At 66.0% G+C, this 12646-nt stretch carries 7 protein-coding genes; 2 read left to right on the forward strand and 5 right to left on the reverse strand.

What is annotated here, in order from left to right; translation table 11 throughout:
• Positions 1-21 precede the first annotated feature (21 nt).
• Together JG743_RS01740 and JG743_RS01745 are read right to left on the reverse strand one after the other, a co-directional pair.
• Entirely contained in the window at positions 22-3897 is a 3876-nt protein-coding gene (locus tag JG743_RS01740; RefSeq protein ID WP_202297542.1) for a COG1470 family protein, read from the reverse strand.
• Positions 3898-3908: 11 nt separating this feature from the next.
• A complete protein-coding gene (locus tag JG743_RS01745; RefSeq protein WP_446720882.1) occupies positions 3909-6173 on the reverse strand; it encodes a hypothetical protein in 2265 nt (754 codons plus the stop codon).
• 167 nt (positions 6174-6340) lie between these two features.
• Between JG743_RS01745 and JG743_RS01750 the strand changes: the two genes are divergently transcribed.
• Together JG743_RS01750 and JG743_RS01755 are read left to right on the forward strand one after the other, a co-directional pair.
• A complete protein-coding gene (locus JG743_RS01750; protein ID WP_202297546.1) occupies positions 6341-7930 on the forward strand; it encodes an ABC transporter substrate-binding protein in 1590 nt (529 codons plus the stop codon).
• A 9-nt stretch (positions 7931-7939) separates the two neighbouring features.
• A complete protein-coding gene (locus JG743_RS01755; protein ID WP_202297548.1) occupies positions 7940-8800 on the forward strand; it encodes a hypothetical protein in 861 nt (286 codons plus the stop codon).
• Positions 8801-8815: 15 nt separating this feature from the next.
• On the opposite strand, the gene JG743_RS01760 is transcribed toward JG743_RS01755, so the two are convergent.
• From JG743_RS01760 to JG743_RS01770, 3 genes are read right to left on the reverse strand one after another with little or no spacing between them, the layout of a single operon-like run.
• The gene (locus JG743_RS01760) at positions 8816-9757 is read right to left on the reverse strand and encodes an alpha/beta hydrolase (protein WP_202297557.1); all 942 of its coding nucleotides are present in this window, start codon (positions 9755-9757) and stop codon (positions 8816-8818) included.
• 17 nt (positions 9758-9774) lie between these two features.
• Positions 9775-10557 (reverse strand): carnitinyl-CoA dehydratase, encoded by a 783-nt coding sequence (locus JG743_RS01765; protein ID WP_202297559.1) that lies wholly within the window; start codon positions 10555-10557, stop codon positions 9775-9777.
• Positions 10550-12628, reverse strand: coding sequence for an acetate--CoA ligase family protein (locus JG743_RS01770; protein WP_202297561.1), 2079 nt, complete (start codon positions 12626-12628; stop codon positions 10550-10552). Before JG743_RS01770 ends, JG743_RS01765 begins: the two co-directional genes overlap by 8 nt.
• Positions 12629-12646 lie beyond the last annotated feature (18 nt).

Here is a 12646-nt window from a genome sequence, read left to right on the forward strand (position 1 = left end):
TCTGGTCTTCCTATCGCTAAATCACGGCTTGGAGTTCTGGATGTTCGCACCCGCCGGATCCTGCTGCACCTGCGGCGTGCGCCTCGGCACCAGCTGCTGCAGGATGTTCGGATTGAGCAGCAGGTTCGGGTTGACCTCCACACCCGGTTTGCGGTTCGGGACGCAGTTCGGATATCTTCCGGTCGTCCCGGTCGGGCAGCGCCGCAAAATGATGATCGGCTGGCACTGGCCGTTGATCAGCTGCGAACCTGGCGCGCATTCCTGCCTGACCCGGCGGCAGGCGCCGTCACGGACCTCGGTACCACGCGGGCAGACACACTCGCCTCGCTTGTTGTGGACCTGGCCGCGGATGGTGCACTGCTCCAGTTCAGGCTTCTTCTGCCGGCAGGCGCCGTCGCGGATCTCCGTGCCCTTCGGGCAGACACAGTTGCCGTTGGCGTCGTGGACCTGGCCGCGGATCGTGCACTGTTCCGGTTCCGGCCGGATCGGCCGGCAGGCGCCGTTGCGCACCTCGGTCCCCTTCGGGCAGACGCAATCGCCATCGGCATTGCGGACCTGGCCGCGGATCGTGCACTGCTCCGGCTTCGGCCGGATCGGCCGGCAGGCGCCATTGCGCACCTCGGTCCCCTTCGGGCAGACGCAATCGCCGTCCGCATCATGGACCTGGCCGCGAATGGTGCACTGCTCGGGCTTCTGCTTGTCCCTCACGCAGGCATTCACGGTCCTGTCGAGATGCGTTCCCTTGGGGCAGTAGCAGCTGTCACCGTCCGCCGACGGCACCGAGCCGGGTATGGTGCACCCTTGCGTGATCTTCACGCAGGCGCCGTTCTCGAGCTCGGTCCCGCGCGGACAGACACAGCGCCCGTCCTCGGTGCGGATCTGGCCCTTGAGCAGGACGCAAGGCTTCGGCTTCGGCTTGGGCTCGATGATGACGCCGCCGCCCGTGCACTGGCCGTTGCGATAGGTCGTGCCTTCGGGGCAGACACACCGGCCGGCATCGTTCATGACGAAGCCTGCCGAGCACTGCTTCTTCACCTCATTGCGGATGGTGAAGGGATGGCACGCATAGGCCTTGCCGCGATCACCCTGGATGTTGGCCTGATCGCCGGAAAGCATGTCGCCGCCGCCCTGCACCCGCGTGTCGGGCGACAGGACGCCAACGCAGTTCCGGCCGTTGACCGTGCCCTGCAGATTGGCGAGGCGGCCGTCATCGGGGATGACCACGGTGACATTGTGCACGTGGCTTTCCCCGGCGCCGAGCGTCAGGTTGGCAATGCAGGACAGAGGCAGCGTCGCCGGTTCCGGCGAACAGCCGAAGGGCGGCTCGATCGACGTGATCTCGACGCCTTCCAGCCTGCCCAGCCCCTCCACGCCGATCGCATCGCCGATGCGGACCGGACCGGAGAAGGCGGTCGGCCCATCGTTCGTGATGGTGATCTCGAACGTGCAAGGCTGGCCGGGCTGGCATTCGCTGTCGCCTGTCTTCTCGACGCGGATCGCCGGGGCGCCGCCGCCCTTGGCGCAAGCCTGGCCGATCGGATAGACGATGTCGTCGCCCGGCGCCGGCCCGTAGGAGCCGCGCGCGCAGTTCTCGAACTCGCCATTGGCCGAAACCGTCACGTCGAAGTGCCGGCTCGTTCCGGGCGTCATCACGGCGCCGGGAATCTGGCACGACAGCGAGTTGGCCGGAACCGGTCCGCAGGCCCATTCCGCGCCGTCGGGAGTGACGGTCTGGATCTGGACCGGCGCTCCGCCGGCCACCAGCGTGGCGGCATCGCTGACCCGCACCGGTCCGGTGGGGGCCGCGGTGCCGGCGTTGCTGACGGTGATGCGGCAGGAAACCACCGCAGCGCCCGCCAGCGAGCCATTGCACACCTTGGTGATGCGCAGGCCGGGCTTGCCGCCATTTGGATGACGGAAGCGTTCCTTGGCGCAGGCCTTGTTGTTGGTGAGGTCGACCTCACCGGGAATGGCCTTCACCTCGGCGCAGTTCTCGACGCTATCCGACTGGTAGTTTGCCGGCATCACCGCCTTGACGACGATTGGCGTCGAGGCGCCAGGCATCAGCACGATGCCGGGATTGTCGCAGCGGAACTGGCCGGGGCCGATCGGGCCGCACGCCCAAGGCGGCGACGGGCCGAAGGTCGAGGAGGCCGGCGCGCCGCCGGGATAGCTGTCGATGACCGTCAGCGGCCCATTGTAGGGGACGCTGCCGTTGTTGATGATGTCGATCACGAAGTAGCAGATGCCGTCGGCCGTGCAGACCGGGATGCGGGCACGCTTCTTCAGGATCAGGTCGACCTTCTTCTCGACCGGCGGCCGGCACTCAGGATCACGATCGCCACGCCGGCAGATCGGGATCGAAGCGCAGCCGCGGTCGTTCTGCTGGCTGCCGAACAGCGGCTTGCCGCTGGCCTGGTAGTCGTAGATGGCGCAGTTGCGCAGCACGCGGCCCTGCCAGCCCGGCGCCGGCTTGAAGCCGAGCTTGAGGTCGACAAAGGCGCCCGGATTGAGCGTGGTCACCGGATAGGTGCAGGTCATCGGCGTGACGCCTGGCACGCAGACCCAGGGTGGGTTCGGACCCGAATCCAGCACCGAGCCGGCCGGCAGCGTCACCTCATCAAGCACGATCTTGCCGTGATAGGGCGCGCCGCCGACATTGCTGACCCTGATGGTGAAGTCGCAGCCGCCGGCCATCGTGCAACGTGTGACCTCGGCGCGCTTCTCGACCTTGAGGTCCGGCTCCTTGTCGGGCGGGCATCTGAGGTCGCGCGGGATGACGATGTCGATGGTCTGCGTGCAGCACAGGCCCCAGCCCTCCTCGGGCCCGGCATAGGTCTCGATGCCGGTGACGATGAGGTGGATGACGTCGCCGGGTGATGCGCCGACGATCTTCCAGTTGAGCACGCCGCCGCCCGCCGGCACCAATTGCGTGTCGGGGATGATGGTGATGCCGGGCGTGGTCGTCGAGACCTGCACCCACTTGCCGCCCATCTCCGGGCCGACAGGCATGTGGTAGATGAAGGCGCCGCCGCCGGGCACGCAATCGACCGTGCCGCGCTCCACCCTGAAGCACTCCTTGCCGGGAGGTGGCGGCGGCGGGTTGCATTTGGTCAAGTCGATGCGGATCGAAGTCTTCTCGCCGGTGAGGAAATCGCCGTCATCCGGCTTGCCCGGATCCTGCGACGGGATGATGGTTCCCGTGCCGGCGCCGCCGACGGTCACCTTGATCGTGCCCTGGTTGTCGACCATGGCCGGCGCGGGGAACGCCGCATGGTCGATCTTGGCCACGATCTGGAAGGTGATGGCGCGTTCGTTCGGAGCACCCATGCCGTCGAGATCGGCGGCGGAGATCCGGAAATCGGAAACCGTCGCCGTGTCGTTCGGGTCCGCCGAGGTGCTGATCACAGCACCGGGCAACGCACCGCCACCGGCATCTGTGCCGTCGCCGGACACATGCGCGCTGACGATCTGCAGGCCATGCGGAAGCTGGTCCTTGAAGTCGAGCCCGGTGTTCTTCAGCGCATTGGCAAGCACCGGATTGGCAAAGGCTTGCGCATTGCCGCGCAGGCCGAAGGTCAAGGTGTAGAAGACATAGTCGCAGCTTCTCTGGCCGCCCTTCTTGGTGAAGAACGGCACGATGCGCCCCGGCTCGGGATTGATGACGCGGGGATTGTCGAGCTCAAGCCTGGGTTCCGGGCCTGCGGCCTCGACGATCTTGGCCGGGATGGGGTCCTCGGCGAAGGCCGGCAGTGCCGGCATCATGGCGACCGCGATACCGGCCGCCATCAGCCAGCGCGCACCACGCCTGGCATATGACAGGGGTTTCATGATGGTCTCCATGACGGTGGGTTTGCTGCTGCTCGGAGCAAGCGGGGAAAGCGCGGAAATGGTCATCTTTCCCTCCCTCACGGTTCGCAGCTGACGGCTGGGGTTCTGAGCGGCAGGGTCATCTTGCAGCAAGGGTAGTAGCCACCCTTGTCCTGGTCGGACTTCCTGTAGAAGCAGAGCCCGACATCGACCGTATCGCCCGGATAGTGGCCGGTGATGCCGATCGTGTATGGCGCTCCCGGCACATGCGACATGGGTGAGGTCACCCCGACGCCCGGCGTTTTGGACAGAGCCTTGATCGAATCGCCGCCGAAGCCGGCATGGTCATGGAGATAGAGATCGGCCTCGAGGCCGGAGGGCGTACAGAAATACTGGACGTCCTCGACATCGAGACAGGGAGGCAGATTGCCGGGCGGTGGGAAGTCCGGCGGATAGAAGGGTGGCAGGTAGCCGCCCGGGATTTCCTCATAGTAGCCGGCGCGGCCCTCGCAGGGGCGCCAGACCCTGACGTCGCCGACATGGCCTTCCACCTCGGGATCCTCGAAATAGCCGTCGAAGTCGACGAACCAGGAACCGAAGGGCGGCACGTTGGCCGGCTTGACCAGCGCGCTCGGTGTGAGCTGCACGCCGTGCACGGCAAAAGGCCCGCCGGCAGCGAGCTGTTCGGCAAGCGTGGGATTGTCGCGCAGCTTGTCGCCGGTGTTGACCAGCGTATCGGTGCAGACGCTGGTGTCGAGATTGCCCTCGGCGTCGTAGCCATATTGCAGGTCGACCCCGCCGGCAGACTGGCGGTTGCCTTGCGGGAAGCCGATCGCATATTCCTGCGGCACTTCCACCCAGATCGATTCCGTCGCCGGATCGTCCGGATTCTCGCGCCAATAGCGGATGACCTCGCCCTTGCCGGAATCGGCGAAGCGGCTGTAATCGTAGCGGTTTTCAACCGGGCCGCGCTGGGCCAGATACATGAAGCCCTTGTTGTCGAAGGCGATGCCGGTAACGGCATAGTCCTTGTCGGCCTTGACCGTCAGCTCCCAGCGCGGATCGCCGGCGAAGTGGCCGTCACGGGCAATGCCGACCGACCAGACCTCCGCCTTTTCACCGACCGAGTAGTAGACCCGGTCGCCGTGATAAGCGACCGCCCAGACACGGCGCTCGTCCTGGGTGTAGCCCCATGTGTCGGGGTCTTCGCTGTCGAAGGCAGCACCCTGGATGTCCATGACGGCGCCGTCGTCGGCGACCGGGGTGAGGCCATGCGCCGGGCGTCCGGCGACGCCATGGTCGAACGTGTCGATCAGCGTGCCGTTGGCGTCGATGCGATGGATCAGGCCGGTGTCGAGATCCGAGGCGAAGAACTGGCGATGGATGGGATCGAACGACAGGTTGCCGATGCCGGGCCCGCTGTTGGTGTCGATGTCGGCGAATTTCGAGACCGCGCCGGTGATGCCGTCGATCTTCCAGATCGTGCCCGGCCCGCCGCCATTCTCGGTGCCGAACTGGCCGTCCATGAAGGCAGCACCGGCAGCGCCGCGGCGCTCGCGCTCGGGGCGTCCGTCATCGTCGGCATCCGGCGTGACGATCTCGATGCCGTGCAGCGAGGTGGCGGCGGCATAGAGGTTCGGGATGCCCGACGGCACGCCATCGCGCACGCCGTCGTCATAGGTCAGGCCGAACACCTCGCCGATCTGGCCCGCCGTCACCTCGAAGGGCGGCGGTGTATTGACCAGCTGGCCCGAAGCCGGGCCGCCGAGATGCGAGACGTCGAAGACGCGCAAGGAGGCGCGTGTGGTGTCGATGAAGGTTTCGTCGACCGGATCGACACCGGGCGGCAGGCCTTCGTCGAAATTGGGGATGACGGTGCCGGGAAAGCCGGTCACCGCCATCGAGCCGGGATAGATGATCTGGGTTTCCTGCGCTGCGGCGGGGCCGCCGAGCCACAGGCTGGCGCTCAGCGCCAGTGCCAACGCAATTCCAGGAAAAGTATGAACCGGTTTTCCGTCAGGAAAACAAAGGGATAGGAATCCGCTGGTTGCTTTGATGGCGCGGCGCAAACGGCCGGCACGAGCGTGCGCGAAAGCGCTGTGGTCGCAAGACATAGAACTCCCCCCGAAGTCTAAGGGAGAAACGTCCGGTCTTGCCGCGCGGATCAGGGCCAGGCGCGGTGTTCCGGCACGTTCGTCCCTGATCGAATTGTCTGCTTTCCTCATAGTCACGATACGCCGGCTCTTACGCAGGGTCAACGGAATCAGCGGAAAGCCCAGCGCATCGACCCCGTCCCGAAGGCGGTGGTCGCGCCGAGCTCCTGTTGTTCCCGGAGACCGTGGAGCCTCTGGGTTTCTGGTCATAGGGGCTGTCCTTTCCCGGAGCCGCACCATGCGGCACCTGAGCGTCAGTGGTAGGCTGGCGCGGAAAGGTTCATGCTGCCGTCGAAGGAAACCTGCGGCCGGCTTTCCGGCGCGGCGGCCTTCTGTTAGCGTCATTGCAGATAAGCTTGGATAGTCAGGGGGCGGGCATGACCGGCAATCGCCTTGTTCTGCTGCTGGCGTCGATCGTTCTGGTCTCACCGGTATTGCCGTCGGCGGCCAAGACTCTGGTCTATTGCACCGAGGCCAGTCCCGACACGTTCGATCCGGCGATTGCCTCCGGCACCCGCGATGCATCGGCGACCGCGCTCTACAACCGCATCGTCGAGTTTGAGCCCGGCACGACCAGGGTGCGGCCGGGCCTCGCCGAAAAATGGGAGGTTTCCGGCGACGGGCTGACCTACACCTTCCACCTGCGGCACGGCGTGAAATTCCACAGCATCGATGGCTTTACGCCGACGCGCGACTTCAATGCCGACGATGTGCTGTTCACCTTCGACCGCCAAGCCAACGCCGAGAACCCGTTCCACAATTATGCCGGCCGCCAGTACATCTATTTCGACGGCATCGGCATGCCGGGTCTGGTCGCTGGCTGGCGCAAGCTCGACGACTACACTGTCGTCATGACGCTGAAGGCGCCGCACGCGCCGATGCTTGCCGACCTGGCGCTGGATTTCGCGTCGGTCGTTTCCCGGGAATATGCCGACAGGCTGCTGGCCGAGAAGCGGCCGCTGGATCTGGCGACACGGCCGGTCGGAACAGGTCCGTTCCAGCTTGTCGACTACCAGCAGGACGCGGTCATCCGCTACAAGGCCAATCCGGACTACTGGCGCGGCCGGCCGAAGATCGACGATCTTGTCTTTGCCGTCACCACCGACGCCAGCATCCGCATGGCAAAGCTGCGGGCCGGCGAGTGCGATGTGATGCCTTACCCCAACCCGGCCGACCTCGAGGCGATCAAGGCCGCGCCAGGCATCAGGCTGCTGCAGCAGGAAGGTCTCAACACCGGCTATCTCGCCTTCAACACCTTGCAGAAGCCGTTCGACGATCCGCGCGTCAGGAAGGCGATCGACATGGCCATCGACAAGAGGGCGATCGTCGACGTCGTCTTCCGCGGCACCGGCGAACTCGCCCGCAATCCGTTGCCGCCGACCTCATGGGCCTATGACAGGACGGCCCCGGACGATGTCTACGATCCCGATGCCGCCAAGCGCGAGCTTGCCGCGGCCGGCGTTCACGATCTGCATATGAAGGTCTGGGCGATGCCCGTGCAGCGGCCCTACAACCCCAACGCCCGGCTGATGGCCGAGATGATCCAGTCGGACCTCGCCAGGATCGGCGTCGGCGTCGATATCGTCAGCTACGAATGGGCCGAGTACCTCAGCCGCTCGAAGGCGCGCGACCGCGACGGTGCCATGCTGTTCGGCTTCACCGGCGACAATGGCGATCCCGACAATTTCCTCTCGGTGCCGCTCGGCTGCGCGGGCGTAGGCACTACAAACCGTGCCAACTGGTGTTTTCCTGCCTTCGATGCGCTGCTCAAGCAGGCCGCCGCCATCGTCGATCCGGCCGCCCGGACGAAACTCTATATCGAGGCGCAACAACTGTTCCGGCAGCAAACGCCTTGGGTGGTGATTGCGCATTCCGTCGTGTCGATCCCGATGCGCGAAAGGGTTCGAAACTATGTCATGGATCCTTTCGACCACCATGACTTCTCCGGCGTCGACATCCAGGACTGACCGCCGAGGATGGCCGCGGACCTCGACCTCTATGTGGAGAGCCTCGGCAATTTCGGTTCGGCCCGGGAATACTCGATCCAGTCGCTGCTGCCCTACGTCGAAGAGGCCGGGCTGAAGGTGCGCGTGCTCGACCGCCTGGCAAACGAGAGCCGGGCGCCGGCCGCTCTTATGCATGTCGACCTGACCGAGGTGCCGCAAGCCTATCGCCAGATCGACGATCTCTACCAGCGCACCCTCAATGGCCGCGCGCTGTCCATCCACCGGCACCTCTATTCGACGCTCAGGCTTGAGGCCGGCGACAGTCATCCCGGCCCGGTCGTCGTCAAGACCGTGCTCAACAGCCGGGGCCGCCCGGAGCTGCGCTGGCGGCAGTACAGCAATGGCTGGACGCGCATGGCACATGCGCTGCGCAAGATGGTCACGCCGGACTACAAGGAGCGTCTGTGCCCGCCCTACCGCGTCTACGCTAGCATCGCCGAGGTGCCGGCGGAGGTCTGGCGCGACGAAAGGCTGATGGTGGAAAAATTCGCCTTCGCCAGCCTCGACCTGCCGATCGTCAAGCACCGCTACATGTTCCTGCTCGGGGCCGAGCTCAACATGCGGCAGGTCTACAACGACGTGCTGTGCGCCGGCGGCAAGATCGTCAGCAACGAAGTGGGAGGCGCGGTTCCGGATGAGGTCAGGGCAGTGCGCGAGAAGCTCAACCTCGATTTCGGCGCGATCGACTATTTTGTCGTCGACGGCAAGGGCATCGTCGTCGACGCCAACAAGACGGTCGGTTCCAATCCGAACTGGCTGAAACGCAATTTGTTCCGGCAGGAATTCGACCACCGCATGGCCGAAGCGCTGATCGCCTTCATTCGCGGCTGAGCAGAGAAAACCTGCTCACCAGATCCATTCGCCCTTGCCTAGCGCCGACACGGCGTCGACGATGCGGGTAAAACTCGTCCGCGCCCGGCCGACCGTGTGCCTGGCCCTGAGATAGCCGTGGACGAGGCCCGGCTCCTCGAACCAGTAGGCCCGCCCGCCTGCGGCAAGCACCCGGTCGCGATAGGCTTCGCCGTCCGATGACAGCGGGTCGCACTCGGCGGTGATCAGCACGGTCGGCGGCAGGTAGGCGAAATCGGCATCGGCGAGCGGCGACAAGGTGATGTCACCGGTGCGATCCTCGCCGCCGGTGCGGATACCCATGTAGAAATCGAGATCGCGCACCGTCAGCATCGGCGCCTCTGCATGCGCGACATAGGACCCTTTCGAACGATCGCCGCCGAGGCCCGGATAGATCAAGACCTGGCCGAGCGGCTTTTTGCCATGGCCGCGCGTCGCATGGCTGACAGCGGCGCAGAGATTGCCGCCGGCGCTGTCGCCGCAGAGCAGGACGGAGCGATCGTAAGTGGCGGCAGCCCATTCGAAGGCGGCCATGACATCGTCGAAGGCCGCCGGGTGCCGGTGCTCCGGCGCCAGCCGGTAATCGACCGAGACCACCTCGAAGCCCGTGCGTGCGCACAGTTCGGCGCAGACATCGTCATGGCTGTCCAGCCCCCCGAGGATGAAGCCGCCGCCATGGACGTAGAGAACCATCGCGGCCCCATCCGGCTTCGAATTGCGGTAGATGCGGACCGGGATGTCGCGCGCGGGCGCGGCGATAACGGTGGTCCTGACCGTCACACCCTCCGGATAGCCGGCAAAGAATTCGCGGCACATCCTGTCATAGATCGCGCGCTGCTCGGCAACGGTGTAGTCGATCGTGTCCGGCGGATAATAGGAGTTAGTCTTCTCGATGAAGGCCCAGGTCTCGGGGTCGATGAGCTTCTTGTAGTCGGTCATGGGATGCTGAAGGCGTCCTACCTGCCCTTCCACACCGGATCGCGCTTCTCGGCAAAGGCGCGAAAACCTTCCATATTGTCCTCGGAGCCGTAGAGGATATCGACGGTGGGCAACTGCCTGCGGGTAACCTTGTTCATCGCGTCCTGGAAGGTGAGCGCCTCGGCGACGCGCGCGGTTTCCTTGATCGCGGCGAAGACCAGCGGCGGGCCGCTGGCGAGCAGCCGCGCGATCTCCCAGACGCGGTCCTCGAGCTTCTCCCGGGGCAGCACCTCGTTGACCAGGCCCCAGCGATGCGCTTCGGCAACATCCATCCAGCGGCCGGTGAGCAAAAGGTCCATGGCGACATGGTAGGGAATGCGCTTCGGCAACTTGATCGTCGCGGCGTCGGCAAGCGTGCCGGCGCGGATCTCGGGCAGCGCGAAGGAGGAATGGTCGGAGGCGTAGATCAGGTCGCAAGACAGCGCCAGCTCGAAGCCGCCGCCGACCGCCATGCCGTTGACGCAGGCGATGACCGGCTTGTTGAGGTCGCGCAACTCCTGCAGCCCGGCGAAGCCGCCGACGCCATAGTCGCCGTCGACCGCGTCGCCGCCGGCCGCCGCCTTGAGGTCCCAGCCGGCGCAGAAGAACTTGTCGCCGGCGGTCTTGACGATAGCGACGCGCAGGTCAGGATCGTCGCGGAACGCCTTGAACGTCTCGCCCATCAGCCGCGACGTCTTGAGGTCGATGGCGTTGGCCTTCGGCCGGTCGAGCGTGACCTCGAAGACGGCGCCCTCGCGGCGGGTGGTGATGACGTCAGCCATTCTTCTTTTCTCCAAGCACCAGCAGCGCGTCGGCGATCCAGGCGCCCTTGCCTTCGGCGCAGACAATCAGCGGATTGATGTCGAGTTCCTCGATCTCGCCGGCATTCTGCTGCACGAAAGCGGCAATGCCGGCGATCGCGTCGATAGCGGCGGCGACATCGGCCTTTGGCCGGCCGCGATAGCCTTCGAGCAGCGGATAGAGCTTCAGTCCACGCAGCGCCGCCTCGATGTCGTCGCGCGTCGCCGGCAGCATCAAAGTGACGCTGTCGCGCAGGAGCTCGACCAGCACGCCACCGGTGCCGAGCGTCATCACCGCGCCGAACATCGGGTCGCGGGTGAAGCCGACGATCAGTTCGGCGACGCCGTCGCGAACCATGCGCTCGGCATATAGGCCGGTGCCGAGCGGCAGGAGATCATGGGCGGCGGTGCTGACGGATTCGGCGTCCCTGAGGTTCAGCCGCACCGCGCCGACTTCCGACTTGTGGGTGACGCCGAGCGCCTTCAACGCCACGGGGAAGCCGAGCGCCATGGAGGAGATCACGGCCTCCACCGCATTGGCGGCGCGCTCGCCCTTCGGCACGGGGAGGCCTGCCTTGATCAGCCGCGCCTTGGCCTCGGCTTCGTCGGGCGTGACATGACCGGCGTCAGCCGCGCCGGCAGCGCTGGTGTCGACCGGCTGCGCCTCGGGCTCGCGCCAGGCCCAGCCGATGAAAGCGGCCGCCTGAGCCGCGTCCATGGCTTCCGAGATGCCGAACAACGGCACCATGCCGCGCGCCATCAGCCCGGCAGTATATTCCTCCGGCAGGTTCTCCGGCAGCGACGACACGATCGCGCCTTGCGCGCCGTTGGTCTTCAGCGCCGCCTCGAAAGCGCGCAGCGTCGCCCACCAGTCGGTGTCGGAGCAGCGGTCGGGGCGCGGGAAGTCGAGCACCAGCATGTTGAGGTCGAAGCCGCCCGACACCATGGCGGTGAAGGTCGCCGTCATCGCCGGCTCGTTGTTCCAGATGAAGGTGTGGTAGTCGAGCGGATTGGCGACCGCGACCAGCGGCCCGAGCGTCGTCTTGACATGGGCGCGGTGCTTGTCGGTGAGCGCAGGGAAATGCACCCAGCGGCCTTCGGCGCTGTCGGCCATGACCGAGGCCTCGCCGCCCGAGCAGCTCATCGAGGACAATTTGTAGCCGGGCAGCGGCCCGGTGATGTGCAGGAGCTTCAACGCTTCGATGAAGGCCGGAATGGAATCGACGCGGGCGATGCCGAGCCGCCTCAGGAAGGCGCCCGAGGCAGCGTCCGAGCCGGCCAGCGAGGCGGTGTGCGACACCGTCGCTTGCCGCGCCTGTTCCGAACGGCCGACCTTCATGGCGATGATCGGCTTCTTCAGCTCGCGCGCCCTGGCCGCCAGCCGCTCGAAGCCGGCTACCGAATCGAACGCCTCGATATGCAGGCCGAGCGATGTGACGCGCTCGTCCTCGATCAGGCCGAGCGCCATTTCGGAGAGACCGGTCTGCGCCTGGTTGCCGGCCGTCATCAGGAAGGCGATCGGCAGGCCGCGCTTCTGCATGGTCATGTTGATGGCGATGTTGGACGACTGGGTGATGATGGCGACGCCCTTGCCGCCGTCGGGCAGCCTGATGCCGCCATGCTGGTCGGGCCAGAGCAGCGCGCCGTCGGCATAGTTGATCAGGCCGTAGCAGTTGGGGCCGATGATCGGCATCTGGCCTGCAGCTGCGACAAGTTCCGCCTGCAGCCGCTCGCCGTCCTCGTCATAGGCCTCGGTTTCGAGGAAGCCGGCCGCGAAGCAGACGGCGCCGCCGGCGCCGCGCTCGGCCAGCGCCTTGACGACTTCGATGGTGAGATGCCGGTTGACGCCGACGAAGGCCGCGTCAGGCGCGCCGGGCAATTCGGCGACGGAGCGGTAGGCCTTGCGGCCGGCGACCTCGTCCTTGGTCGGATGCACCGGCCAGATTTCGCCGGCAAAGCCCATCTTGATCGATTGCGCCACGACGGCGGCGGCCTGCGCGCCACCGAACACGGCGATCGATTTCGGGCGCAGGAGACGTTCGAGTTTATGCATGGCCATCTTTTCGTTTGA

This window comes from Mesorhizobium sp. 131-2-1 (genome assembly GCF_016756535.1).
In the GTDB taxonomy this organism is placed as follows: domain Bacteria; phylum Pseudomonadota; class Alphaproteobacteria; order Rhizobiales; family Rhizobiaceae; genus Mesorhizobium.